We start from the raw sequence: 24742 nt of genomic DNA, 5'->3' as shown, positions 1-24742 counted from the left end.
TGGCGCGCACCCCTTGGCGCGGAGCTTTCCATAGGGTATAATAAATAAGGCTTACGTAAAGCTACGCATACAACCAAGAGGAGGACGAAAAACCAATGGCCATCAAACTCGTCGCCATCGATATTGACGATACGCTTTTAAATTCCAAGCATGAGATCACCGACCGCACGCGTGACGCGCTGTACGCCGCTCAGGACAAGGGATGCACTGTCATCCTGGTCACGGGGAGGATGTACGCGGCCGCCAAGCGCTATGCCAAGGCGCTGGGACTTGCCACGCCGCTTATGACCTGCCAGGGCGCGCAGATCACCGATATTAAGACCGATGAGGTGCTCTACAGCCGCACGGTGCCCCTGGAACTGGCCCGGGAGGTGGCCGACCTGTGCGAGGCGCGGGGGCTGCATATCCAGTACTATATCGGAGACAACTATTATTATGCCAAAGAGGGCGAGCCGGCGGACTACTATGCGGCGCTGGCGGGCTTTCGGGGCATCCCGGTGGGCAGCCCGGTATCCGAAAAGATCACGCAGGAGCCGGTCAAGATGCTTTGCCTGGATCAGCCGGAGGTGATCTTAAACCTCCAACAGGAGATGATCGATCACTTTGGGGACAAATTGGCCATCGCCATCTCCAAACCCCGCTTTCTGGAGTTCACCCACCCCGAGGCCATTAAGGGCCGCACGGTGGCCAACTTTGCAAACCAGCTGGGCATTGCTCAGGAGGAAGTCATGGCCATCGGCGATAGCTTTAACGATATCACCATGATCCAGTACGCGGGCAAGGGCGTGGCCATGGGCAATGCGGATGCGCGCATCAAGGCCGTGGCGGACGAGATCGCCCCCAGCAACGACGAGGACGGCGTGGCCGTGATGATCGAAAAATACGTGCTGGCTTAGGATGCGCGGATAAAGAAAGGCGTGAGGGAAATGCATACCATCACCGTAGAGGAGTTTTGCAAGGGAATGGGGCTGAGCGTGGTCAGCGCGGACGAAGGGGCCGAGATGCAGATCACTTCCAGCGACATCAACCGCCCAGGACTTGAGATGGCGGGGTACTTTGAGTATTTTGCCCCGGGCCGGGTGCAGGTGGTGGGCCGCTCGGAGATCGCCTACCTGACCAGCCGCTCCACCGCCCACCAGATCAAGTATATGGAGACCTATTTTAATAAGGAGTTCCCCTGCCTGATCGTCTGCCGGGGGCTGGACCTGCCCGAGGACGTGCTTGCGTTGGCCGTGGCGGCCAAAAAGCCGGTGCTCTCTTCCCAGCAGTCCACCACGCAGCTGGTGCACCGGCTGATCGGCTATATCGATAATCTGATCGCCCCCCGGGGCACCATCCACGGGGTGCTGATGGATATCTACGGGGTGGGTATCCTCTTTACCGGGGAGAGCGGCATCGGCAAGAGCGAAACGGCGCTGGAGCTGATCAAGCGCGGCCACCGCCTGGTCTCCGACGATGCGGTGGAGCTGTGCCGGGTGGCGGATAACCGGCTGACCGGGGAATCTCCCAAGCTGATCCGGTACTTAATGGAGATGCGGGGCATCGGCATTATTGACGTGCGTTCCATGTACGGCGTAGGTTCGGTGATCCGGCAAAAGAGCATCGACCTGGTGATCAAGATGGAGCGCTGGGACGACGATAAGGTGTACGACCGGCTGGGGATCAGCGAAGAGTACGAGGAGATGCTGGGCATCAAGATCCCGCGCATCACCGTGCCGGTGGCCCCGGGGCGCAACCTGGCCATCATCGCCGAGGTGGCGGCCCGCAACTTCCGCTTAAAGGCCCAGGGCTATAATGCGGCCAAGGAGCTGGACCGGCGTATGGAGATGATGATGAGCGGCCGGGCCGAGGAGCTGGACCCGGACGACGTGAGCGGCATGCACTTTTAGGATGGATAAACTTTAGGCCTCAAGGCCTTTTCAATAAGAAACGGAGGAATGAAGATGAAATACGTAGGGATCGATCTGGGCGGAACCAATATCGTGGCCGGCATTGTGGACGACGAGGGGAAGATCCTCTGCCAGGTGGAGCGGCCCACCGGCAATACCCGCCCCTTTGCCGAGGTAGCTAAAGATATGGCCCTGGCGGCGGTAGAAGCCATTGAAAAGGCGGGGCTGACCCCGGCGGACGTGGAGGGCATCGGCATCGGCGTGCCCGGCGCTATCGACCATGTAAACGGGCGGGCGACGGCGGTCAACCTGGGCTGGCATATGGAACCCGTGCGCGATGAGATGCAAAAGGTGATCAACCTGCCCATCCATATGGATAACGACGGCAATGCCGCGGCCCTGGGCGAGATCATGGTCGGCTCCATGAAGGGCGCCAAGGATGCGGTGTTTATCACCTTGGGCACCGGCGTTGGCGGCGGGCTGATGGTAAACGGTAAAATGCTGCGGGGCGCCCACTCGGTAGCCGGAGAGATCGGCCACATGAGCAGCATGCTCTACGGCGGGGTGGATTGCAACTGCGGCCAGCAGGGCTGCTGGGAGAAGTATACCTCCGCCACGGCGCTGATCGCCTTTGCCCGCGAGGCCATGGAGCAGCATCCCGATTGCCTGATCGCCCAAAAGACCGGCGGGGACAAGGCCAAGGTCAACGCCAAGGTCGTGATCGATGCGGCCAAGGAAGGGGACGCGGTGGCCTTAAAGCTGTTTAACGATTATGCCTATGCCCTGGGCCGGGGCATCGCCTCGCTGATCCATATCCTGGATCCGGAGGTGGTGGCGCTGGGCGGCGGGGTTTCCCGCGCGGGGGATTTCCTGCTGGACGCGGTGCGCGAGCAGGTCAAAAAGTGCGTCATGCACCCGGATATGCCTTATGCGCGCGTGGAGCTGGCGACCCTGGGCAACGAGGCCGGCCTGATCGGTGCGGCCATGCTGTGCGCCGAGGCGGCGGGCAAATAAGAACGGATACCGATGGACAGCCGGGCGGGAGCGCCCGGCTGTTTTTTTATAAGGGCGCCGGGTCTTGACTATGCCCCTGGGGCACGGATTATGATGGAGCTAACGAGGTGACATATGGGAGGGCTGGACGAACGATGTTGCTCAAAGAGGCTTGCGCCCGCAGCGGGCTGACCAAAAAAGCGGTGCATTACTACGAGAGCCGGGGGCTGCTCGCACCCGGAGTGCGGGATAACGGCTACCGGGATTATTCCGAGGAGGATGTAGCGCACCTGCGGGAGATCGCCACCCTGCGGCGCCTGGGGATAGGGGTGGAGCAGATCGGCTCCATCCTCAAAAGCGCGGATAAGGGGGCGGCGCTGGAAAAGTACCGCTATCTTTCGCAGCTGAAGATGGAACGGCTGCAAACCGTGCAGGATTGTCTATCTACCTTGGCGCGGGATTACGATGTGGAACGGATATTTGACCGCCTGCAGTGCATGGAGATGGATGAGTATACCCTGCGCGAGCGGATGGCGCTGGCCTTTCCGGGGAATTACGGGCTGTTTTTATCCCTGCACTTTGGCCGCTTTTTAAATGAACCGGTGGATACGCCCGAAAAGCGCGCAGCCTTCCGCGCGGTGATCGGCTACCTGGACGAGGTGGAACTATACCTGCCGCCAGAGCTGGAGGAGGGGTTGCGTCAGGCGCTGGCGGCGCAGGACGCTGCCGCGCTGCAAGCGCGTAACCAGGCGGCAATGGAGGATGTGCTGAAGGATCCCCAGCGATACCTTGAGGCGCAGGAGGAGCAGATACGCCAGTACCTGGAATTCAAGAGGTCGGAAGCTTACCGCAATTCGCCAGCGGGCATGCTGGAGCAAATGCTGCTGGATTTCCAAAGGCGCAGCGGATACAGGGAGGTGCTGCTGGAAAATCTAAAGGTGCTCAGCTGTGCGTACCGGGATTATACGGAGCGCCTGCAAAGGGCCAATGCGGCCTTTTATAAGCGGTTTCCAGAGGCACAAAGCCTGTATCAAAAATGATGTTCACCCCAAAGGGCCGCGGAAATGGATGACGCCGCGGCCCTTTTGCTGCCCGTCCGGCCCGGAAGAACGGGTGCTAAACGCCGGTGGGCACGCATAAAAATAGTCCTGAAGTCAGGCGCTGTCTGGCCGTAAAGGGCGCGTAAACGGGGGTGTGTGGGTGAGAAAGCCGGTCTCGAATCTAAAAAAGCGGTGGTTTAGCATTACCGTATGTATTTTAACCGCGGCGCTGCTGCTGCAGCTGCCTGGCCTGTTCCGGCGGGCTGCCCAGCCGGCGCCGGTGCCCGAATCCCTGCAGAACAGCCAGAGCGGCTGGGGTGGGGTACTGCGGCTGTGGGAGATCCCCAGCGTGCGTACCGGCAAGGGGGATTCCGCCGCGTTTTTGCGCAACCGCATCGCCGCCTTTGAAAAGGCCAACCCCGGGGTGTTTATCGATATCCGGGTACTTTCGGCTACAGAGGCGCATACGCTGCTGCAAAAGGCCCAGGCGGGGGAGGGGTATCTGCCGGATATGATCTCTTATGGCGCAGGCTTTTTTGACGACCCGTCCGCCTGGCTGCAGGAGGCGGCAGACCCCCTGCCGGATAACCTGCACCCTTCGCTGCTTACCGCCGCCCGGTACGAGGGCAGCGTATACGGCCTCCCCTATCTGTTCAGTGCCTATGCCTTGATCGCCCGCAGCGATATGCTTTCTGCTGCCGGCGTCACGCTGGAGCCCTGGGATGCCGCCGGTTGGGCGCAGGCGCTAATAGCGCTCTCGGGTGAGAAACCGAATCCCGACCGGCCGCGGGATAAGATCCCCATACGGGGGCTTGAGGCCGGCTCTAAGGGCGGCAGCGCCAATTTCGCGCTGGCGGTGGCCGCGCGCGAGGGAGAGGGCGTGGCCTGCCCGACGGAGGGCCTGCACGAGGAGGGCCTTGGGGGCGGACAGGATAAAGCCATGGAACGCCTGCTTTCCGGACAGACGGCCATGATGGCCGGTGGACTTGGGGAGATGCAGACCCTGATCAAAAAGGCGGAGGAGGCGGAGAGCCCCATCGCCCTGAGCAGCCAGCTGCTGCGCGCGCCGGATGGCAGCATCTTTACCGACCAGATGCAGCTGCTGGCCCTCATGAAGGGCGGGCAGGATGAGGGGAGAACCGAAACGGCTGGCCGGTTCGTCGAATTCGTTCTGAACCGGGATAGCCAGGTCATCTGCACCAAAGTGGGCGGGTTTGCCGCCGTGGTGCCGCCCTCGGCGGGCTTTTACGAGCAGGAGGACCCGCTTTACGCCTTTGAACAGGCCGTGCGGGAGGGGAAGCTTTTGACCGTGCCGGCGTACGATTACGACACCCAGCGCAAGGCGGACTTTGACGGGGCGGGCATCACCGCACTGACGGGAGAGGATGCGGATAAGGTGGCGTTTGGCGAATTGTACGAGGGGCTCATCGGCTTGCAAACCCCCCATTGAGTTTGGTATGATAGGGAGGATCTATAAGCCGATGTGCCCATAGAAGGGGGAACGGCTTACTTTGCCCCGATATGGGCAATACTGGTAAACAACGGGGGCGGCCGCGCCCCTTAGATAGAGGACGGTAACGAGGAGGCAAAATGCAATCTGATCGAACCGGCGCGCTGCGGCGCCTGGTAGAGGATATCGTGCCGGGGGAGCGGGTACACCCCGACTGGCCCATGGCACGGGAGACCACCTTCCGCTGCGGGGGCCCGGCGGATATCTTCGTGCGCGTGGCGGATGAAAAAGAACTCGTGGCCCTGCTGCGCGCCCTGAAGGCGGCGGGCGCACCCTGGTTTTTAATGGGCAACGGCTCAAACCTCCTGGTGCGGGACGGGGGGCTGCGCGGCGTGGTGTTGCAGATCGGCCCTGCGTTTGGCGGCACGCAGGTGCAGGGCGATATCCTGCGCGCCCGCGCGGGCACCTTGCTCAGCCAGGCGGCGCGCGCGGCGGCGGATAAGGCGCTTACCGGGCTGGAATTTGCCGCGGGCATCCCCGGCACCGTGGGCGGCGGCGTGTTTATGAACGCAGGGGCCTACGGCGGGGAGCTTAAGGATGTGTTACATTCCGTGCGCGTGTTGAACCCCGAAAGCGGGGAGATCTATACGCTTGCAGCGGAGCAGATGCAAATGGGCTACCGGCACAGTCGCTTGGGCGAGACCGGGGAGATCGCCCTGGAGGCGGCGTTTAAGCTGGCGCCGGGCCAGCAGGCGGCTATTTTGGCCCGCATGGAGGATTTAAATGCCCGTCGCAGGGAAAAACAGCCCCTGGAAAAGGGCAGCGCGGGCAGCACCTTTAAGCGCCCGGAGGGATATTTTGCGGGCGCCCTGATCGAGCAGGCGGGGCTCAAGGGCTTTTCGGTAGGCCCGGCACAGGTTTCGCCCAAGCACGCGGGCTTTGTGGTCAATAACGGCGGGGCCAGCGCGGCCCAGGTGCTTTCTGTGATCGAGCAGGTACGCCGCAGGGTGTTAGAGAACGCCGGGGTGGCCCTGCAATGCGAGGTGCGCATCGTGGGGGAGGATGGGTAAGATGCAGATCATGGCGGATGTGCATACCCACACGGTATTTTCCCACGGCAAGGGTACCATCGAGCAAAATGTGATCGCGGCCATGGAAAAGGGCCTGAAGGTCATCGGCATTGCGGACCATGGGCCGGGGCATCCGGCTTACGGCGTGCGCAGGCCCAAGGTGCCGGCCATGCGCCGGGAGGTGGACAGGCTTAACCGCCTGTACCACCGGGAGATACGGGTGATTTTGGGCATCGAGGCCAACCTGATCTCCCGCAGCGGCAAACTGGATGTGCCCGAGAGTATTTTGCCGGCCTTTGATTTTGTGTTATGCGGCTTCCACCGCGGGGCGCTGCCCTACGGGGTCAGGGATGCGGGCCAGCTGTGGCTGCGCAACGCCTTCCATCCGGATGAGGATACCGTGCAGGATAATACCCAGGCGTATTTGAATGCGCTGGAGCAGTACCGCATCGCCGCGCTTTGCCACCTGGGGGAATATATCCCGGTGGATATGGCGCTTATCGCCCCCGCGGCGCAGGCCAAGGGCACGCTGATCGAGATCAATAACCGGCATGCCAAGCCTGAAACGGCGCAGCTTAAAGAGGCATTGAGCGCCGGGGCGCAGTTCATCCTCTCCTCGGATGCGCACGAAGCGGATGCGGTAGGCGGATTTGAGCGGGCAATGGCGCTTTGCCGCCAGGCCGGCGTGCCGGAGGGGCGCGTCGTCAATGCCGCGGGCTTTGCCGGGCACAGGCCCGCCTGGCTAGAATAAGGATTACAGGATGCGAAAGAAAAACGCCGGCCCCATTTCGGGGCGCGGGCGCTAAGCGGAGGTGTTAAGATGCATTTGGTGATAGTAACCGGGCTGTCCGGCGCGGGAAAGACGCAGGCGCTGCGCTACCTGGAGGACATGGATTATTTCTGCGTGGATAACCTGCCCACCCAGCTGCTGCCTAAGTTTGCGGAGGTAGGCCAGGCCGCGGGCTTGGACCGGGTCGCCGTGGTGATGGACGTGCGCAGCGGTAACCTGATGGGAGACCTGTATGAGGTACTTTACTCCCTCAAGGATTACGGTTGTACCTATGAGATCGTTTTCTTCGAGGCGGATGAGGATGTGCTGATCAAGCGCTATAAGGAGACCCGGCGCGCCCACCCGCTGCAAAAGCAGGGCGAGCTGGTCAATCAGGCCATCGAGCAAGAGCGCAGGATGCTAAGCCCGCTGCGGGATAACGCCAACCGCATCGTGGACACCTCCGATTATACTTTAAAGGAGCTGCGCAGCTCTTTGGAGCGGATCTTTGGGCAAAAGGCGGGCGCGGGGCAGCTGGCCGTAACGGTCATGAGCTTCGGGTTTAAGTACGGCGTGCCCCAGGAGGCGGATCTGATCTTTGACGTGCGCTTTTTAAGCAATCCTTTTTACATCGATGCGCTGCGCGCCCATACGGGCCGGGAAAAGGCCGTGCGGGAGTATGTGATGGACTTGCCCATGACCAAGCCTTTTTTGGATAAATATATCGAGATTTTGCGCATGGTCATGCCGGGTTACGTCAATGAGGGTAAAAACCAGCTGGTCATCGCCATCGGCTGCACGGGCGGGCAGCACCGCTCCGTCGTTATTGCAGAGGCGATCTATGCGGCGCTCAAGGAGGATGGAGCGTTGGTCAGCATCACCCACCGGGATATGGGCAACGATATGAAGCGGTAAAGGGCCGCGTGAACAGGAGGGGTCGGGATGTCCTTTTCATCCGAAACGCGGGAGGAGCTTTGCCGCCTGCCCTTTGGGGAGGACTGCTGCGTGCGCGCGGAGCTGGCTGCGCTGATCCACGTGGCGGGCACCATTACCCTTTCCGGCGGAGAGATGGCGCTGCGCATCGCGACCGAGAGCGCCTCCTGCGCGCGGCGGGTGTTCCGGCTTTTTAAGCGGGTGTACGGCATCGCCCCCCAGGTGGCCAGCGGCCAGAAGCGGCGCTTAAAAAAGAACCACGCCTATTACCTGACGGTGACCAAGGGCGCGCGCGAGGCGCTGGAGGATGCGGGGCTGATCTCCAAAAAGGGCGGTGGGCTGGTCTTTAACCGGGGGATCGACCGGGAACTGGTGCGCAGGGATTGCTGCCGCCGGGCCTATATCCGGGGCGCGTTTTTGGGCGCGGGGTCGCTGACCACGCCGGAAAAGGGCTATCATCTGGAATTTGTGCTCTCTACCGAAGAGTTCGCCCGGGACCTGATGGCGCTGATAAATTCTTTCTCGCTGGGGGCAAAAAACTTAGCTAGAAAGGGCAGCTATGTGGTATACTTGAAAGAAGGAGAGAGCATCTCCTCTTTGCTGGTGGTCATCGGCGCGATGAACTCCGTACTGGCCCTTGAAAACGTGCGGGTGCTAAAGGAGATGCGCAACCAGGTCAACCGCAGTGTAAACTGTGAAACGGCCAATCTGGCTAAAACGGCGTTTGCCGCCGCCCGGCAGATCGAGGCCATCACGGCGCTGGAAAGCAGCGGAAAGCTGGCAAAGCTCTCGGCTCCGCTTAGAGAGATGGCGGCCGTGCGGTTGGATAATCCCGAGGCCAGCCTGATCGAGCTGGGAGAAATGTTAGACCCCCCGGTGGGGAAATCAGCAGTCAATCACCGCTTGCGGCGTTTAGAAGAGATGGCGCAGCAGTTGCGGCAGGAAAAGGGGGACTATTAAATGTTGGAAAGAGAAATTACCATCAATAACAAAGAGGGGCTGAATTCGCGTCCGGCGGCGGTGTTCGTACAGGCGGCCAATCAGTTTTCCTCGCAGATCCTGATCAAACAGGGCAACCAGATGATTAACGCCAAGTCCATCATGGGCGTGCTGTCCCTGGGCGTGGCCCGCAGCAATGCGGTGACCCTGATCGTCAAGGGTGAAGATGAAAAAGAGGCCATGGACGCCATGGTCAAGCTGATCGAAAATGACTTTGTGCTGGAGTAGCGGGCTGCTTACGGCATAGTTTTGATAGGTTTTTAGCGCGCTAGGCGCTAGATAGGGCAAAAGCAAAGGCTTCCTCGTTTGAGGAAGCCTTTTGATATTTGCCGATCAATATTGGAGGTTGAAATCCACCTGGTTTTCCATGGGTTCGCCCGCCAGATAGTGCTTGAGATTCCGCTCAAAAATGGCGAAAGAGCGCACCGGGTTGTGGGGGGAACCGCCCGAACTGTGGGAGGAGATGATCACATTTTGCATCTTCCAAAGCGGGCTGTCCGCCGGCAGAGGCTCAGGGGTGACTACGTCCAGCCCGGCGCCTGCCAGAGGGCCGTTTTGCAGGGCGCCGATCAGAGCCTCCTGATCCACAATGGAGCCCCGGCCGATATTGATGAGGAAGCTGCCTTCTTTCATGGAGCCAAGGCGCTTGGCATCCAGCAGATGATAGGTATCCTTGGTGCCAGGCAGGCAGATGATGAGGATATCGCTGGAGGCGACTACCTCGTCCAGCGCATCCATACCGTATAGGGCGTCCAGCTCCGGCGGGCAGGCGCCCGGATGCCGGCGCACGCCCACGATTTTTTTACACATAAAGCCCTGCAAGCGCCCCGCCACCTGTGCGCCGATATCCCCGTAACCCAGAATGCCCACCGTGCTGCCGCAAATATCCCGCAGGGGCTGGCAGTTTTTCCAGAGGGGCTGTTGGCCCTGTCGCACAAATTCGTCCACCCGGCGGGTCAGCCCCAGCAGCAGCGCCATGACGTGCTCGGCAATGGGGATGCCAAAGACCCCGCTGGAGTTGGTCAGCAGGCAATCGGGGTTTTGATAAAGCGCCGGGTCGCAATACTCGGCTGCGCCGGCGGAGGCCAGGTGCAGCCATTTGAGCTTTTTACAACGGGGCAGAAAGGCTACCGGCACGCAACCGTAAAAGATATCCGCCTGGGCGGCCATCTCATCTGTCAGGTTCGTCTTGGGTACGATGTGAAATTTCAGGTTGGGGGCGATATTGCGCAGTCGCTCAAACTCCGGCACGGTGAAGTCTACTCCGGGATAGATGCTATCCAATACAAAAATATTGATATCTTCCATACGCGCTTTCCTCCTTGAACATTGTGTGGTAAAAATCCCCTTCCTAGGCATCATAGCACGGATGGCGGGCCAGGGCAATTCGTTTTGCGCAATCCCCGACGGGGGATTGGCTTTTCTGTTGTAAAAAGGTATAATAATAGCGTTCATAAACAGATAGAAACGGGGGGGGAGCAGGATGAAAACAATCCGCTTTGGTTTTTTGGGGATCGGAGATATCGCAGGGCGCGTGATCCCTTGCTTTGCATACGCTACCGGCGTGCGGGTGGACGCGGCCGCCGCGCGGGAACTGGAACGCGCGCAGGCCTTTGCCCAAAAGTGGGGTATTCCGAAGGCTTATGGCTCTTATGACGAGCTGTTTGCCGATGCGGATATCGACGCGGTCTATATCGGCACGCCCCATCCGCTGCACGAGGAGCTGGTGGTGCGGGCGCTGCGCGCGGGCAAGCACGTGGTGTGTGAAAAGCCCATGGGCGCCAATGCCGCCCAGGTGGCGCGGATGATCGACGAGGCGCGCAGGCAAAAGCGCTTTTTAATGGAGGCCAACTGGCGGCGCTTTTTCCCGGCGATGACGCGGCTGCGTCAGATGGTGCGCGAGGGCGCGCTGGGGGAGATTCGTCTGATCGAGAGCAGCTGCGGCTTTTACGCCCCCTGGCAGGGGCACGAGCAGGCGCGGCTGTTCAACCCGGCGCTGGGCGGCGGCGCTATGCTGGACATGGGCATCTACTGCCTATCGTTCACCTGGGATATGATGGATGGCAAGCTGCCCCAAAGCATTTTGGCTACGGCCCAGCTGGCCCCTACCGGGGTGGATCTGCAAACGGCCATGCTGATGCAATATGATAATGGAACCATCGCGGTGGGCACCACGGCCATCGGCACGGCGCTGCCGCCGCTACTGCGGGTGATAGGCAGCAAGGGCCGGGCAGAGCTGGATGAAAGCGACTTGAGCGTGCTGCGCTATACCGATGCGCAGGGAAAAGAGCAGCTTTTGGCCTGTCCCTTTGAGGGCAAGGGCTATCAGTTTGAGTTTATGGCCGCGGCGGACTGCATCCGCGCCGGCCAGCTGGAGAGCGATATCTCGCCCTTGCAGCAGAGCCTGGACATGGCCCGGGCCAGCGACGAGGTACGCCGCCAGGTCGGCGTAAAGTATCCTTTTGACGAACAGGAGGGATAAAACGATGAGCCGTTTTATACTCTCGGCCTTTGCCGATGAGATCAGCGCACAGCTGGACCGCCAGATGGATGTGCTGGAAGAACTGGATATCCACCACATCGAGCTTCGGGGGATCGACGGGAAGAACGTGGCCGATTATACGCTTGACGAGATCGACGGCGTGTTTGCCCGCATGCAGGCGCGGGGCTTTCAAACCTCGGCGGTGGGTTCGCCCATCGGCAAGGTGGATATCCGCGAGCCCTTTGAGGAACATTTAGAGAAATTTAAACACGTGTTGGCGCTGGCCCAGCGCCTGCACGCGCCGTATATCCGGCTATTTAGCTTTTTTATCCCGGAGGGCGAGCAACCGCAAGCCTACCGGGAGGAGGTGCTGTGCCGGATGCAGCTTTTGGCCGATGCGGCAAAGGGCAGCGGCGTGACCCTGCTGCATGAGAACGAGCGGTATATCTATGGCGATGTGCCGGAGCGCTGTGTGGAGATCCTGAAATCTGTACAGGGCGGTAACCTGTTTGCCACCTATGACCCGGCCAATTTTGTACACTGCCACGTGCGCAATTACCCCCATGCCTATGAGATGATGCGCCCGTATGTGCGCTATCTGCACATGAAGGACGCCGTATATGAGGAGAATGCCGCGCGTACGCTGGATATGGGCTTCCAGAATATCGGCGACGTGCACCGGGCCCCCGGCGAGGGGGAGGGGCAGATCGCCCAGGTGCTGCGGGCCTTCTGGGAATCGGGGTACGAAGGGTTTTTGACGTTGGAACCCCACCTGTCGGCAGACCCGGCGGTGGATGGACCAGAGCAGTTCAGGCGGGCCTATGGCGCGCTGATGAAGGTGCTCGATCAGATCGGAGCCAAAGCCGGTTAAGCAATCGGCTGATGCAATAGAAGGAGGGAAAGACATGGAAAAGATGATTCGCTGCGCGATCGTGGGCTGCGGCGTGATCGGCCCGCTGCACGCGGGGGCCATTGCCGGGGTGGACCGGGCGCAGTTGGTAGCGGTGTGCGATATCGACCCGCAAAAGGCGGATGCGCTGGCTAAGGCGTACGGCGCCACGGCCTATACGGATTATGCCCAAATGCTCAAGGATGAGCGCATCGATCTGGTGCACGTGTGCGTACCCAGCGGCATGCACGCGGATTTCGGCGTGATGGCGGCCAAAGCGGGGAAAAATGTGTTGGTGGAAAAGCCCATCGATATTACCCTGGAGGCGGCCGACCGGTTGATCGCCGCCTGCAAGGAGGCCGGGGTGATGCTCAGCTGCATCTCCCAGCACCGGTTTGACGACGCCATCGAGGCGGTGATCGCCGGGCGGGATGCGGGCAAGTTTGGCCAGCTGAACTTCGGCGGCAGCCATACCAAGTGGTTCCGCTCGCAGGAATACTATGATAGCGCCGGATGGCGGGGCACTTGGGAGATGGATGGCGGCGGGGCGCTGATGAACCAGAGCGTGCACTATGTGGATATGCTGCAGTACATCATGGGGGATGTGGAGGAGATCTATGCCTACTGCGCCACCCGCAGCCATGTGCGCATCGAGGTGGAGGACTTGGCTGTGGCCTCGGTGAAGTTCAAAAGCGGCGCGCTGGGGATGATCGAGGGCAATACCACGGCTAACCCCGGTTTTTATACGCGGCTGGATATTTATGGCGACCAGGGCGGCGCGGTGATCCAGGACGACGCGCTGATCGACTGGCGTATGGCCGATGGCTCTCCCTGCCCGGATGTGGTAGAGGGCGACGATGGGCAGCCCGGCGGAGCGGCGAGCGCGACCATCTACGGCGAGGGACACCGCCGCCAGATCGAGGATGTGGTGGACGCGCTGCTAAGCGGCAGGCCGCCGCGCATCACCGGCGAAGAGGGGCGCAAGCCTTTGGCCATTATTTTGGCCATCTACGAATCGGCACGCACGGGTAAACCCGTTCGGCTATAGATAAGGGGAACGACAGGCATCGCAAAAGGACAAGGAGGAACGAAAGAGAATGGTTAATTTTGATTTCCATGCCCCTACGCACGTGATCTTTGGCAAGGATACGGAAAAGCTGGTGGGCAAAGAGACTGCCAAATACGGCAAAAAAGCGCTGGTACACTTTGGCGGCGGCTCGGTCAAGCGCAGCGGCCTTCTGGACCGAGTGATCGCCTCGCTGCAGGAGGCGGGCGTAGAGGTGGTAACCCTGGGCGGCGTACAGCCTAACCCCCGCTTGTCGCTGGTGCGCGAGGGCATCGCCCTGTGCAAAAAAGAGGGCGTAGAGGTGGTTTTGGCCGTAGGCGGCGGCTCGACGATCGACTCGTCCAAGGCGATCGCCGTGGGCGTAAAATATGACGGCGACGTGTGGGATTTCCACGGCGGGGATAAAAACGGCAATAAACCGACGGTAACCGACCGCCTGCCCCTGGGCGTGGTGCTGACCATCCCGGCCGCCGGCAGCGAGATGAGCAACTCCTGCGTAATCACAAACGAGGACGGGATGCTCAAGCGCGGCTCTTCCGGAAACGGCAACCGCCCGGATTTTGCCATCATGAATCCGGTGCTCACCTATACGCTGCCCGCCTATCAGACGGCCTGCGGCGCCACCGATATCCTGGCCCATATGATGGAGCGTTATTTCACGCCTGAAAAACATGTGGACCTGACGGATCGGCTACTGGAAGCCGGCATGCAGACGCTGATCAAAAACGCGCCCATCGCCCTGGCTCACCCGGAGGATTACGGTTCCCGCGCGGAGATCATGTGGGTCAGCTCTCTGGCGCATAACGACATGCTTTCCTGCGGGCGCGTCAGCGATTTTTCCAGCCATCAGATCGAGCACGAGCTTTCCGCCCGGTACGATGTGGCCCATGGCGCTGGCCTGGCCGTGATCTTCCCGGCATGGATGAAGTATGTGTATAAGAAGGACGTGATGCGCTTTGCCCAGTTTGCGGTGCGCGTGTGGGGCTGCTCGATGGACTTTGAGAACCCTGAATTCACGGCGCTGGAGGGCATCGGCCGCATGGAGAAGTTCTTCCAGAGCATCGGCATGCCCATCCGCCTGCCGGAGCTGGGGATCGACGATAAGTACCTGCGCGAGATGGCCGATAAGTGCAAAAAGTCCAACGGGGATGGCACCCAGGGCAAGTTCACCGCGCTGAATAGCGACGATATTTACGAGATCTACAAATTGGCCCTGTAAGGCAAGAACAACAAGCAGCGCCCGCGCATAAAGATGCGCGGGCGCTTTTTGATTTTAACCGAAATCGTGCCGGTTGCCGCAGCCGCTGCCTAACCCTTCATAGATGCTAACGATTTTTTCGATCTTCATAAAACATTCCCGGTCGTTCAGGCTGTCGTCCTCCAGGACGGCCTTGATCTGAACCAGAGCCTGATAGCAATTATCAGAGAGCAGAGGCGAAAGACATTTAGCGAACGCAGACGGATCGCCCGGCGCGTTTTCAAATAAACGGATAACCATATCACATAACAGCTCCATAAAATCGTCCACCTCGCTCTTATACGTTTATGTAACGTATTTTAAGACAAAACTAGTGATAAAGTCAAGAAAAATACGTGGTATTAGAGTGAAACGGTGAAAAAGATTACTTTTGGAGAAAACAAAAATATTATTTCTGGTCGGCTCAAGTGCTACCGCATCAAAGCCGGGCTTTCGCAAGCCCAGCTGGCTGCGCGCATGCAAACGCTGGGCGCGAACATGGATCAGCAGATGATCAGCAAGATCGAGCACAATGCCCGCATCGTCACCGATTATGAGCTGGCCTGCCTTTGCAGGATATTGGAGGTGCGCGCGGAAGACCTGTTTGATGACTTTCGCGTCTGAAAGAGATGCATTTTAAACGGCTGAGAGATTTGCGGGAAGACCGAGACCTCTTACAAAAGGACATAGCGGAGTTGCTGAATATCACGCAAACGGTCTATTCAAGATATGAGCGTGGTTTTCAGACGATTCCCGTTATCCATCTGCTGAAGCTGGCCGACTTTTATGGTACTTCTACAGATTACATCCTTGGCAGAACAGATAACGGTAAGCCGTATGAAAGAAAAAGCATAAAATGATCTACTTGATCCCAGAAACAGTTCCTTCCCATCTCCCCAAGGCTTAATCCCGCACCGGGGCCATTGGCTCCGGCGCGTGTTTTTGTTATAATACTATTATTCGGATAAACGAATATTATGTAGAATCGCGGGGATTTTAGAAAATGAGTTTTGTACACCTGCATAACCACTCGGAATACAGTCTGCTGGATGGGGCCAGCCGCATCGGCGATATGCTGGACCGCTGCAAGGAGCTGGGGATGGATTCCATCGCCATCACCGATCATGGGGTGATGTACGGCGTGGTGGAGTTTTACCAGCAGGCTTTAAAGCGCGGCATCAAGCCCGTGATCGGCTGCGAAGTATACGTGGCCCCGGGCAGCATGGAGGATAAGAATACCGCCGCGCGGGAATACGCGCACCTGGTGCTGCTGTGCGAAAACAATGTGGGGTATCAAAACCTGATCAAGCTGGTATCCCTGGGCTTTCTCAAGGGGTTTTACTATAAACCGCGGGTGGACATGGCGGCGCTGCGCCAATACTCCGAGGGGCTGATCTGCCTTTCCGCCTGCCTGGCGGGGGATATCCCTCGGCTGCTGCGAGAAGGGCAGCCCGATAAGGCCGAGGCGCTGGCCCGGGAGTTTATCGACATCTACGGCAAGGACAATTATTTTATCGAGCTGCAGGATCACGGTATCGCCCTGCAGCGCCAGCTTAACCCGCAGCTGATCGCCCTGGCGCGCAAGCTGGACCTGGGGCTGGTGGTGACCAATGACAGCCACTACGTCCGCAAGGAGGATGCCGAGGCGCACGACGTGCTATTGTGCATCCAGACCGGCAAGACCGTGGAGGACGAGGCGCGCATGCGCTTTGAGACCCAGGAGTTCTATATCAAAAGCGAGGAGGAGATGGCCAGTCTCTTCCCCCAGTGCCCGGAGTGCATCACCAATACGGCCAAGATCGCCGCGCGCTGCCAGGTGGATTTTGACTTTAACACCATCCACCTGCCCGCCTTCGCGCCGCCGGAGGGCTTAAGCGCCCGGGATTATCTGCGCAAGCTGTGTGAAGAGGGCATAGCGCGCCGGTACGGCCAGCCTACTAAGGAGCAGCGGGAGCGGCTTGCTTACGAGCTGGGCGTGATCGAGCAGATGGGGTATGTGGATTACTTCCTCATCGTGCAGGATTTTATCCGCTACGCCAAGGATCACGGCATCATGGTGGGGCCGGGCCGGGGCAGCGCTGCGGGCAGCATCGTGGCCTACTGCCTGGATATCACCACCATAGACCCGATGAAGTATCAGCTGCTCTTTGAGCGGTTTTTAAACCCGGAGCGCATCTCCATGCCGGATATCGACATCGACTTTTGCTACGAGCGCCGGGGCGAGGTGATCGACTACGTCGTGGAAAAATACGGGGCCGACCGGGTGGCGCAGATCATCACCTTCGGCACCATGGCCGCCCGCGCGGTGATTCGGGATGTGGGACGTGCGCTGAACATGCCCTACGCCGAGGTGGACGTGGTGGCCAAGATGATCCCCTTTGAGCTGAAAATGACCATCGACAAGGCGCTTAAGGCCAACCCGCAGCTGCAGGCGGAATACGAGAACAATCCCCGGGTGACCCGGCTGATCGATATGTCTAAAATACTGGAGGGGCTGCCCCGGCACGCCTCCACCCACGCGGCGGGGGTGGTGATCGCCAGCCGTCCGGTAACCGATTTTGTACCCCTGGCCAAGAACGATCAGGGCGTCGTCACCCAGTATACCATGGGGATATTAGAGCAGTTGGGCCTTTTAAAGATGGATTTTTTGGGCCTGCGCACGCTTACGGTGATCCGGGATACGCTGGACATTCTGCGCTTGACCGGCGCTACGCCGCCGGATATGGATCAGATCCCCTATGACGACCCGAAAGTATATGAGATGCTCAGCCGCGGGGATACCGACGGGGTGTTCCAGCTGGAGTCCGCCGGGATGCGCGCCTTTTTGCGGGAGCTTAAACCCTCCAACTTTGAGGATGTCATCGCTGGCATCTCGCTCTACCGTCCGGGCCCTATGGATTCCATCCCGCGCTACGTGCAGGGTAAGTACCACCCGGAAACGGTACACTATGCCCACCCCAAATTGAAAAACGTGCTGGACGTGACCTACGGCTGCATGGTCTATCAGGAGCAGGTCATGCAGATCGTCCGGGATCTGGCGGGTTACTCCCTGGGCCGCAGCGACCTGGTGCGCCGTTCCATGGCCAAAAAGAAGATGGACGTGATGCAAAAAGAGCGGGAAATCTTCATCCACGGGCTGGTAGAGGACGGGCAGGTCGTTGTGCCCGGCGCGGTGCGCAATGGCGTGGACGAGCAGGTGGCAAACGATATCTTCGACGAGATGATCGCCTTTGCTCAGTACGCGTTTAACAAGTCCCACGCCGCGGCCTACGGCGTAGTGGCGTACCAGACGGCGTATCTCAAGGCCCATTACCCGGTAGCCTTTATGGCGGCGCTGATGAACAGCATGCTTGAGCGCACGGATAAGATCGCCTTTTACATCCAATACTGCCGTAAAAACGGCATCGGCGTACTGCCGCCGGACATCAACCGGTCGATGGAGCGCTTCTCGGTGGAGGGTGGTAACATTCGCTTTGGCCTGGGCGCGGTCAAGCGCGTGGGCATATCCGCCGTACAGGAAGTGGTGAAGGTGCGGGAGGAGAAGGGCACCTTTACCTCTCTAAGCGACTTTTTGCAGAAGATGGAGGGCGAGGCGGTCAACAAGCGCATGCTCGAAAGCCTGATTATGGCCGGCGCTTTTGACCATATGGGCCCTAACCGCGCCCAGCTGATGGCCAGCTATGAGACCATTGCCGACGCCGCCGCGCAGGACCGCAAGAATAACCTGGCCGGCCAGCTCTCCTTATTTGGCGAGCCGGGCAGCCCCGCCAATACCGCGGGGGAATTTGTCTATCCTCAAATGGCGGACTACCCCATGCACACGCGGCTTTCCATGGAAAAAGAGGTCACAGGCATCTACATCTCCGGCCATCCGCTGGACGATTACCGCCAGGCTTTGGAAGGCCTGCCCTTTACTACCCAGCACTTCCATCAGGACGAGGAGGAGACGGTGTTGGGAACGCAGGGCGAGGGCGCGCTGCGGGACGGGCAGAGCGTGACCTTGGGCGGCATGGTCACCTCAGTCAAGACCAAGACCACCCGCAACGGCAACCAGCTGATGGCCTTTTTAACCCTGGAAGACCTGTACGGCGCGGTGGAGGTCATCGTTTTCCCAGCCGCGTACCAGACCTATGCGCCCCTGCTTGTGGAGGATACGCCGCTGCTTATCGAGGGGCGGGCCAGCCTGCGCGAGGATGAGGAGGGCAAGCTGATCTTAAATACGGCCCGGCCGCTGGGCGGCTCGCAGATGAAAAAGCTGTATCTGCGGTTGGAACAAGAGCAGCTGGAAGGGGCCAAGAACCTGCTGCGCCGCCACCCGGGGGCGATTCCGGTGATCTTCTACTTTGCCTCCCAAAAGCAGACCTTTGCGGCGGATACCGCCCTTTGGTGCGATGGCTCGCAGCCGCTCACCGGGGAGCTGGGGGCGCTGCTGGGCAAGGAAAACGTGCGCCCCACCTTTGAGGAGGCGGCCAAAACGGCAACATGATGAATTTCGGCAAAGAACGTTAAATTATTCACGATATCCCTAGACGGAGATGGGGCTGCTTGGTATAATAAAGAGGATTTGTTGTTTACATGGGGTTAGGAGGATCTTAGGCTGGTGGATAAGTATCAGGGGGAAGATTATCTGTGCATCAAGGCGCTGGAGGACGGGGTCAACATTATCGGGATGACCCGGGGCCAGAGCACCAAGTTGCTGCATACCGAAAAGCTGGATAAAGGCGAGGTGATGATCGCCCAGTTCACTGAGAATACCTCCGCTATCAAGATCCGCGGCCGGGCCGAGATTTTGACCCGGTATGGTAAGCTCACTTCCGGCACGGAGGATTAATCAAATGTGGATGGTCATTCATATGGTGCAGGGGAAGGCCGCCGCCCAGCGCCTCATGCAGGCGCTGACCCAGGAGGGGTTTATGGTGCGGCTGCACGCGGTCTACCGCAACCGGGAGGATGCGCAGAATTATTTTGAGCTGCAGGTCCCCAAGGCGGAGGCGCAGGAGGCGCGCGCCGCCTTGCAGGATAAATTGTTTTAGTATTTTCTGCTTGCCGGTTACCCTGGCAGGGTAGAATATAGAGGAAGGGCTCCCACGGATGGGAAAAGTGATGTGGAAAGAGGGATACGTATGAAGAGGATCGCAGTTTTGACCAGCGGCGGCGACGCGCCGGGCATGAATGCGGCGCTTGGCAGCGTGGTGCGCAGCGCTACGCAAAAGGGAATGGAAGTATTCGGCGTTGAGCAGGGATATTTAGGATTGATAGAGGACCGCATGCAGCTGATGGAGCCCATGCGGGCCACCGGAATGGTGACCAGCGGCGGCACGCTGCTGGGGACCATGCGCTGCGGCGAGATGAAAACGGAGGAAGGCCGCCTTAAGGCGGTGGAGACCATCCGTAAACACGGCATTGAGGGCCTGGTGACCATCGGCGGGGACGGTACCTTCCGCGGGGCCGAAGTGCTGTGCGGGTACGGCGTGCCCACCATCGGCATCCCTGGTACTATCGATAACGACCTGGCCTATACTCAGTACACCCTGGGTTTTGATACGACGCTGAACACCATCGTGCGCATGGCTACCCAAATTCGGGATACCATGGCTTCTCACGAGCGTGTGTGTGTGATGGAGGTCATGGGCCGTCACTGCGGCGATCTGGCCCTGTATTCCGCCGCCGCCCTGCACGCCGAGGCATTGATCCTGCCGGAGATGCCCTGGGATGTGGATTCGCTTTGCCAGCGGTTAGAGCGCCAGCGGGCCAACGGCCGCCGCTCGGCTCTGGTCGTGATGGCCGAAGGCGCGGGCAAGGCTACGGAGCTGGCTCCTGTCATCATGGAAAAGACCGGGTTTGATACCCGCGCAAGCGTGCTGGGCTATGTACAGCGCGGCGGGCAGCCCTCGCCCCGGGATCTGCTGATGGCCACCCGCATGGGCGTGCGCGCGGTGGAACTGCTGCATCAGGGCATCGGCAACCGGGTGCTGGGCCAGTGCCAGGAAGAGATCGTGGACTTTGACATCAATGAGGCGCTGGATATGCCGGCGGTATTTAATAAAGAACTGTACGAGTTGGTGCAGGGCTTGTGGGCCTAACCCTTTCTGGGAGCGAAATTGACCGATGGAACCGGGCGAAGGATATGACTTTCGCCCGGTTTTTCAAATGCCTTTGATACGGCTGAGGATATGTGACAGCGTTTGGGTGCACATGGCCGTGCGTTGTGATACTAGAGCGCGCATGATCGTGTGTGTGCCGGCGAAATGAGAAAATGCCCCGGTATGAGGCAAGGCTGCCCATATTATCAACGAAAAGGAAAAGGCTTTGGTACAAGAGAAGGACAAACAATGCGCCAAGCGATAAACCAATACAAGCAGGGGAGAGAATATGGCAAAAAAGAAATTTCAGGCGTTTCCCTTTCAGGTCGGGCAGCGGATCGACCTGCCCATCCATGCCTTGGGCGAGGGCGGGGTAGGCATCGGCCGTTTTGAAGGCGCGGCGGTATTTGTACCCGGCGCGCTTCCGGGGGAAACCGTGCGCGTGCGCATCCGTTATCTGGCCTCGCGCTATGCGCAGGCAGAACTCGAAAAGATCTTACAGCCCTCTCCCCAGCGGATAGAGCCCCCCTGCCCATATGATGCGCGCTGCGGCGGGTGTCAGCTGCAACATCTTTCTTACGAGGGGCAGCTGGAAGTCAAACGCAGACAGGTCGCCGATTGTCTGGAACGCATCGGCGGGTTTGAAAACATCGCCGTTCCGCCCGTGATGGGCATGGAAGAGCCCTGGCAATATCGCAATAAAGCGGCCTTCCCGGCGGCGACGCGGGGGGGAGAGGCCGCGCTGGGCTTTTATGCAACCGGCAGCCATGATCTCGTGCCGGTTGACGCCTGCATGATCCAGCAGCCGCCCTGTAATGCGGTACTATCCGCCGTTAAGGCCTGGATGCGGGAGAGAAACATCACGCCTTACGATGAAAAGACGCGTCAGGGCAGGCTACGCCATGTGCTGATCCGCACCAACCGGCGAGGGGAATTTATGGTCACTTTGGTGATCAACTGCCAACGCTTGCCGGAGGCGGCCGCATTGGGCGAGCAGCTGCGCGGACTGGAAGGATTCGTAGGCCTGGCGCTGAACGTCAACCGCGAGGCGACAAACGCCATCCTGGGGCGGGAAATCATCAGCGTATGCGGCGCGCCGACCCTGGCCGAGCAGTTGGACGAGCTGACATTCTCCCTTTCGCCAGCCTCGTTTTTTCAGGTCAACCCGCTGCAAACCGAGCAGTTATATCAAACCGCGCTGTCCTTTGCCGGCCTGAAGGGGGACGAGCTGGTGTTTGACGCTTACTGCGGCATCGGCAGCATCTCGCTGTTCCTGGCGCGCAGGGCAAGGGAAGTGATCGGCGTGGAGATCGTCAGGGCGGCGGTAGAGGACGCGCGTGACAACGCGCGAAGCAATGGCATAAGAAACGCCAGCTTTATCTGTGCGAAGGCGGAAGAGGAGATTCCACGGTTGCTTCAAGACAACCGAAGGCCAGATGTGGTAGTTGTCGATCCGCCGCGCAAGGGATGCGATGCAGCGCTGCTGCAAGCCATCTCTCAAGCGCGGATCCCCAGGCTGGTATATGTTTCCTGCAACCCGTCGACGTTGGCACGAGACCTGAAGCTGCTGTGCGGGCAGGGTTACACCCTGCAAAAAGTACAGCCAGTCGACCTGTTTCCGCAGACGATGCATGTGGAGACGGTGGCTAGCCTGCAGCTTGAACTTTAGAGAAGCCGCGCCGGTGTACTTGTGAGGCAACTTCCGCTTGTTGCATATTTGATAGCTATTCTTGCGGTCTCCTGTCAGGTGAGTTATGATGACTGTAAATAGAAACGTTGTCAAACTTCATAAAGGGGAGGATGCAAGATGGAAAAATGCAATACTAAGAATGAAAAGTTGTACAAATTGCGCGTTGAAAATGGTTATACGCAGCGCGAAATGGCTGAGCTCTTGGCAGTTTCGCCTGCCACCTATAGCCGTTACGAGAATGGTCATATTGACATGTCGCTGGCTGTATGTAAAAAGTTGGGCGAACTTTTCGACGTTCAGATGGAAAAGCTGTTATAATGGAGGGCATATGAATACCATCGATATCGTAAAAAAGATCTTTATCCAGATCTTACAGGATGGCAGGCCCCATAAGGTAGAGGAGATCAGGGCAAAGGTCTTGCAGGAATATCCCACCCTTTTTCCCAGCCGTACTGCTTTTTACGCAACCGTATCGCGCATACAAAGCCGGGAAAAGAGCATCCGGCGCATCGATAGAGGCGTGTATATACTGCAGGGAAAAGCACAAGCCCAGGAATTAAAGGCCTTGCCTGCGAACTGGGATCTGGAAACGTATTTTCATTGGCTTAAGGATATCTTGGATCAGATGCAGGAGAAATCCGCTTTTGTGGACTATGAGCGGATAGAACCAGCTGAGATTATCTCTTTGCGGGAGATAAAAAAGCTGAATGTGGAGCTGCTAAACTTTCTCCAGGAACGGCAGGACGCCGCTGCTAAATTGATGGAGCAGATCAAGCTGCTGCGGCAGATGGAAGAGGGGGAGAAGCCCTGCGGCGATGCGCAGGCAACTGCCAGGCCTATAGAAGCAGCTGATGATAGCGTAGATGGTAACTGATCTATATATATGCCAACACTTTGAATAATGCGTGAAGGATACAAAAACGCTAAAAACAAGATTATGTGGGATAAAGAACATTTTAGGTCATAATAAACGGGAGGCCCCAATGAAGATATCCAAAAAAGACGCACGGATGTGGTTTGAATTTTTCGCGGCGCTGCCGGAGGAAGAACTGCTGGGACCAAAACAGCAGGAGATCGCCTACGCCGCCTTTGCGCAGATCGAGGTTGCGGTGGATGCGCGCAATGAAGCGCTGATGGCGCAGATCGGACAGCTGCAAAGCTTGGAGGGGCGTACGCTGTTTGTGGGCAACGCGGAGAAATTCCCAAAGGGCTGCCGCTCCTGTCTGCTGGGGACGGGGCTTAGCGCCATCCGCAAGACCAATAAGTGCAACATTGCCTGTAAGTTCTGCTATAATTACGGCGAGCTGGAGGATATTCCGCCGGTGGGCGAGGGAATGTGGGAGATCGGCGGCACGAAATTTTACGAAAAGGATATCGACCTGCTGCTTTCCGTACAGAATAAACCCACTGGGGTTTCATATGTTTATCTGGAACCCTTTATGGAGATCGAAAAGTATTATGGCGTGGTGCGCAAGTTCAGCAACGCCGGTGTGCATCAGCATCTGTACACCAACGGGCTGCTGGCAACAGAACAAACGCTTCAGGCGCTGGGGGAGGCGGGGCTTGACGAGCTGCGCTTTAACTTGGGCGCATCCAACTGTGCCGATAAGGTGATCGAAAACATCGGCCTGGCCAAGCGCTACATCCCGCAGGTGGGCATCGAGACCCCTATGACGCCTGAGTTTTATGAGGGGTTCCTGGCTAAAAAGCAACAGATATTGGCAACAGGGCTGGACTTTATCAACTGTGCGGAACTGCACTTGAATCCCAACAACATCGGCAATTATGCAGGGGAGAGCCTGTATCTGGCCCGCCATGGGTACATCTCGCCGATCTGGAGCCGGGAGCTGACCCTGAAATTCATGAAGATGGCAGTCCTGGAGGACTGGGACCTGGCGGTGCACGATTGCTGCAACTATACCAAATTCGTTCGGGGGCTGAACCTGCGCGGCAAGGAGGGCGCATGGTTTGGCGCAAGCGATTATGCCTGTGAGTTTGGACGGCTGCCCTACGCCGCTTTTTTGCCTGTGCTCAAGGATGATAGCTTGCCGTTTTTAAGCGAAGAGCCGCTGCCAGCGGGCTATGGCCCAGGCGATATTGTATTTTAGAGATAAAAAGAGATTTAGCCCCGCCCGTATCGTTCGGACGGGGC

The 24742-nt window shown here is 58.9% G+C and carries 26 protein-coding genes; 24 read left to right on the top strand and 2 right to left on the bottom strand.

From position 1 onward, the window contains the following. The first annotated feature begins 95 nt into the window (after window positions 1-95). From H8699_RS01775 to H8699_RS01730, 10 genes are all read left to right on the top strand, one after another. Window positions 96-896, top strand: coding sequence for a Cof-type HAD-IIB family hydrolase (locus tag H8699_RS01775; RefSeq protein ID WP_249284209.1), 801 nt, complete (start codon window positions 96-98; stop codon window positions 894-896). A gap of 30 nt (window positions 897-926) precedes the next feature. After that, window positions 927-1889 (top strand): HPr(Ser) kinase/phosphatase, encoded by a 963-nt coding sequence (gene hprK / locus H8699_RS01770; protein ID WP_138295307.1) that lies wholly within the window; start codon window positions 927-929, stop codon window positions 1887-1889. Between the two features lie 54 nt (window positions 1890-1943). Further along, the gene (locus tag H8699_RS01765; protein ID WP_249284208.1) at window positions 1944-2903 is read left to right on the top strand and encodes an ROK family protein; all 960 of its coding nucleotides are present in this window, start codon (window positions 1944-1946) and stop codon (window positions 2901-2903) included. Between the two features lie 134 nt (window positions 2904-3037). Continuing rightward, entirely contained in the window at window positions 3038-3922 is an 885-nt protein-coding gene (locus H8699_RS01760) for a MerR family transcriptional regulator (RefSeq protein WP_249284207.1), read from the top strand. A 160-nt stretch (window positions 3923-4082) separates the two neighbouring features. Continuing rightward, window positions 4083-5372 carry an extracellular solute-binding protein gene (locus tag H8699_RS01755; RefSeq protein WP_249284206.1) on the top strand — a complete coding sequence of 430 codons (1290 nt, stop codon included), beginning with the start codon at window positions 4083-4085 and terminating at the stop codon, window positions 5370-5372. 140 nt (window positions 5373-5512) lie between these two features. Next, on the top strand, window positions 5513-6442 hold the full coding sequence (gene murB / locus H8699_RS01750; protein ID WP_249284205.1) for a UDP-N-acetylmuramate dehydrogenase: 930 nt from the start codon (window positions 5513-5515) through the stop codon (window positions 6440-6442). A 1-nt stretch (window position 6443) separates the two neighbouring features. Beyond that, complete coding sequence (locus H8699_RS01745) at window positions 6444-7193, top strand: PHP domain-containing protein (RefSeq protein WP_249284204.1); 750 nt, start codon at window positions 6444-6446, stop codon at window positions 7191-7193. Window positions 7194-7262: 69 nt separating this feature from the next. Next, window positions 7263-8126, top strand: coding sequence for an RNase adapter RapZ (gene rapZ, locus H8699_RS01740; RefSeq protein ID WP_249284203.1), 864 nt, complete (start codon window positions 7263-7265; stop codon window positions 8124-8126). Window positions 8127-8153: 27 nt separating this feature from the next. Continuing rightward, window positions 8154-9104, top strand: a complete 951-nt coding sequence (gene whiA / locus H8699_RS01735) for a DNA-binding protein WhiA (RefSeq protein ID WP_249284202.1) — start codon at window positions 8154-8156, stop codon at window positions 9102-9104. Further along, window positions 9105-9371, top strand: coding sequence for an HPr family phosphocarrier protein (locus H8699_RS01730; protein WP_249284201.1), 267 nt, complete (start codon window positions 9105-9107; stop codon window positions 9369-9371). 105 nt (window positions 9372-9476) lie between these two features. Here the strand turns inward: H8699_RS01730 and H8699_RS01725 are convergent, their stop codons facing one another. Next, a complete protein-coding gene (locus H8699_RS01725; RefSeq protein ID WP_249284200.1) occupies window positions 9477-10451 on the bottom strand; it encodes a D-2-hydroxyacid dehydrogenase in 975 nt (324 codons plus the stop codon). A 175-nt stretch (window positions 10452-10626) separates the two neighbouring features. Between H8699_RS01725 and H8699_RS01720 the strand changes: the two genes are divergently transcribed. Genes H8699_RS01720 through H8699_RS01705 form a run of 4 tightly spaced genes read left to right on the top strand, consistent with a single transcriptional unit; the run spans window position 10627 to window position 14799 of the window. Continuing rightward, window positions 10627-11625: a Gfo/Idh/MocA family protein gene (locus tag H8699_RS01720; RefSeq protein ID WP_249284199.1), complete on the top strand. Its 999-nt coding sequence runs from the start codon at window positions 10627-10629 to the stop codon at window positions 11623-11625. Window positions 11626-11629: 4 nt separating this feature from the next. Then, entirely contained in the window at window positions 11630-12496 is an 867-nt protein-coding gene (locus H8699_RS01715; protein WP_249284198.1) for a sugar phosphate isomerase/epimerase family protein, read from the top strand. A gap of 34 nt (window positions 12497-12530) precedes the next feature. After that, complete coding sequence (locus H8699_RS01710) at window positions 12531-13562, top strand: Gfo/Idh/MocA family protein (protein WP_249284197.1); 1032 nt, start codon at window positions 12531-12533, stop codon at window positions 13560-13562. A 49-nt stretch (window positions 13563-13611) separates the two neighbouring features. After that, window positions 13612-14799: an iron-containing alcohol dehydrogenase gene (locus H8699_RS01705; protein WP_249284196.1), complete on the top strand. Its 1188-nt coding sequence runs from the start codon at window positions 13612-13614 to the stop codon at window positions 14797-14799. Between the two features lie 54 nt (window positions 14800-14853). Here H8699_RS01705 and H8699_RS01700 read toward each other — a convergent pair whose 3' ends face one another. Next, entirely contained in the window at window positions 14854-15096 is a 243-nt protein-coding gene (locus H8699_RS01700; protein WP_249284195.1) for a hypothetical protein, read from the bottom strand. Between the two features lie 96 nt (window positions 15097-15192). Between H8699_RS01700 and H8699_RS01695 the strand changes: the two genes are divergently transcribed. From H8699_RS01695 to H8699_RS01650, 10 genes are all read left to right on the top strand, one after another. Further along, window positions 15193-15441, top strand: a complete 249-nt coding sequence (locus tag H8699_RS01695; RefSeq protein ID WP_249284194.1) for a helix-turn-helix domain-containing protein — start codon at window positions 15193-15195, stop codon at window positions 15439-15441. Between the two features lie 5 nt (window positions 15442-15446). Then, window positions 15447-15677, top strand: coding sequence for a helix-turn-helix domain-containing protein (locus tag H8699_RS01690; protein ID WP_249284193.1), 231 nt, complete (start codon window positions 15447-15449; stop codon window positions 15675-15677). Window positions 15678-15820: 143 nt separating this feature from the next. Then, complete coding sequence (locus H8699_RS01685) at window positions 15821-19303, top strand: DNA polymerase III subunit alpha (RefSeq protein ID WP_249284192.1); 3483 nt, start codon at window positions 15821-15823, stop codon at window positions 19301-19303. A 114-nt stretch (window positions 19304-19417) separates the two neighbouring features. Beyond that, window positions 19418-19648, top strand: a complete 231-nt coding sequence (mtrB, locus tag H8699_RS01680; protein WP_138295324.1) for a trp RNA-binding attenuation protein MtrB — start codon at window positions 19418-19420, stop codon at window positions 19646-19648. A 4-nt stretch (window positions 19649-19652) separates the two neighbouring features. Beyond that, window positions 19653-19850, top strand: coding sequence for a hypothetical protein (locus H8699_RS01675; RefSeq protein ID WP_138295325.1), 198 nt, complete (start codon window positions 19653-19655; stop codon window positions 19848-19850). Window positions 19851-19940: 90 nt separating this feature from the next. Then, window positions 19941-20900, top strand: coding sequence for an ATP-dependent 6-phosphofructokinase (locus tag H8699_RS01670; protein ID WP_249284191.1), 960 nt, complete (start codon window positions 19941-19943; stop codon window positions 20898-20900). Window positions 20901-21189: 289 nt separating this feature from the next. Further along, window positions 21190-22569, top strand: coding sequence for a 23S rRNA (uracil(1939)-C(5))-methyltransferase RlmD (rlmD, locus tag H8699_RS01665; protein ID WP_249284190.1), 1380 nt, complete (start codon window positions 21190-21192; stop codon window positions 22567-22569). 138 nt (window positions 22570-22707) lie between these two features. After that, the gene (locus H8699_RS01660) at window positions 22708-22908 is read left to right on the top strand and encodes a helix-turn-helix transcriptional regulator (protein ID WP_249284189.1); all 201 of its coding nucleotides are present in this window, start codon (window positions 22708-22710) and stop codon (window positions 22906-22908) included. A 10-nt stretch (window positions 22909-22918) separates the two neighbouring features. Continuing rightward, window positions 22919-23464 carry a hypothetical protein gene (locus H8699_RS01655; protein ID WP_249284188.1) on the top strand — a complete coding sequence of 182 codons (546 nt, stop codon included), beginning with the start codon at window positions 22919-22921 and terminating at the stop codon, window positions 23462-23464. A 109-nt stretch (window positions 23465-23573) separates the two neighbouring features. Next, window positions 23574-24698: a radical SAM protein gene (locus H8699_RS01650; RefSeq protein ID WP_249284187.1), complete on the top strand. Its 1125-nt coding sequence runs from the start codon at window positions 23574-23576 to the stop codon at window positions 24696-24698. Window positions 24699-24742 lie beyond the last annotated feature (44 nt).

Source organism: Luoshenia tenuis (assembly GCF_014384745.1).
Lineage (GTDB): Bacteria > Bacillota > Clostridia > Christensenellales.
The sequence above is the reverse complement of the archived record's forward strand: the minus strand, read 5'-3'. Positions and strand labels throughout refer to the sequence as shown.

Bases quoted from the DNA above. Each gene is read 5' to 3' on its own strand.
- H8699_RS01775 (WP_249284209.1), top strand. From the start codon at position 96: ATGGCCATCAAACTCGTCGCCATCGATATTGACGATACGCTTTTAAAT.
- hprK (WP_138295307.1), top strand. From the start codon at position 927: ATGCATACCATCACCGTAGAGGAGTTTTGCAAGGGAATGGGGCTGAGC.
- H8699_RS01765 (WP_249284208.1), top strand. From the start codon at position 1,944: ATGAAATACGTAGGGATCGATCTGGGCGGAACCAATATCGTGGCCGGC.
- H8699_RS01760 (WP_249284207.1), top strand. From the start codon at position 3,038: ATGTTGCTCAAAGAGGCTTGCGCCCGCAGCGGGCTGACCAAAAAAGCG.
- murB (WP_249284205.1), top strand. From the start codon at position 5,513: ATGCAATCTGATCGAACCGGCGCGCTGCGGCGCCTGGTAGAGGATATC.
- H8699_RS01745 (WP_249284204.1), top strand. From the start codon at position 6,444: ATGCAGATCATGGCGGATGTGCATACCCACACGGTATTTTCCCACGGC.
- rapZ (WP_249284203.1), top strand. From the start codon at position 7,263: ATGCATTTGGTGATAGTAACCGGGCTGTCCGGCGCGGGAAAGACGCAG.
- whiA (WP_249284202.1), top strand. From the start codon at position 8,154: ATGTCCTTTTCATCCGAAACGCGGGAGGAGCTTTGCCGCCTGCCCTTT.
- H8699_RS01730 (WP_249284201.1), top strand. From the start codon at position 9,105: ATGTTGGAAAGAGAAATTACCATCAATAACAAAGAGGGGCTGAATTCG.
- H8699_RS01725 (WP_249284200.1), bottom strand. From the start codon at position 10,451: ATGGAAGATATCAATATTTTTGTATTGGATAGCATCTATCCCGGAGTA.
- H8699_RS01720 (WP_249284199.1), top strand. From the start codon at position 10,627: ATGAAAACAATCCGCTTTGGTTTTTTGGGGATCGGAGATATCGCAGGG.
- H8699_RS01715 (WP_249284198.1), top strand. From the start codon at position 11,630: ATGAGCCGTTTTATACTCTCGGCCTTTGCCGATGAGATCAGCGCACAG.
- H8699_RS01710 (WP_249284197.1), top strand. From the start codon at position 12,531: ATGGAAAAGATGATTCGCTGCGCGATCGTGGGCTGCGGCGTGATCGGC.
- H8699_RS01705 (WP_249284196.1), top strand. From the start codon at position 13,612: ATGGTTAATTTTGATTTCCATGCCCCTACGCACGTGATCTTTGGCAAG.
- H8699_RS01700 (WP_249284195.1), bottom strand. From the start codon at position 15,096: ATGGAGCTGTTATGTGATATGGTTATCCGTTTATTTGAAAACGCGCCG.
- H8699_RS01690 (WP_249284193.1), top strand. From the start codon at position 15,447: ATGCATTTTAAACGGCTGAGAGATTTGCGGGAAGACCGAGACCTCTTA.
- H8699_RS01685 (WP_249284192.1), top strand. From the start codon at position 15,821: ATGAGTTTTGTACACCTGCATAACCACTCGGAATACAGTCTGCTGGAT.
- H8699_RS01675 (WP_138295325.1), top strand. From the start codon at position 19,653: ATGTGGATGGTCATTCATATGGTGCAGGGGAAGGCCGCCGCCCAGCGC.
- H8699_RS01670 (WP_249284191.1), top strand. From the start codon at position 19,941: ATGAAGAGGATCGCAGTTTTGACCAGCGGCGGCGACGCGCCGGGCATG.
- rlmD (WP_249284190.1), top strand. From the start codon at position 21,190: ATGGCAAAAAAGAAATTTCAGGCGTTTCCCTTTCAGGTCGGGCAGCGG.
- H8699_RS01660 (WP_249284189.1), top strand. From the start codon at position 22,708: ATGGAAAAATGCAATACTAAGAATGAAAAGTTGTACAAATTGCGCGTT.
- H8699_RS01655 (WP_249284188.1), top strand. From the start codon at position 22,919: ATGAATACCATCGATATCGTAAAAAAGATCTTTATCCAGATCTTACAG.
- H8699_RS01650 (WP_249284187.1), top strand. From the start codon at position 23,574: ATGAAGATATCCAAAAAAGACGCACGGATGTGGTTTGAATTTTTCGCG.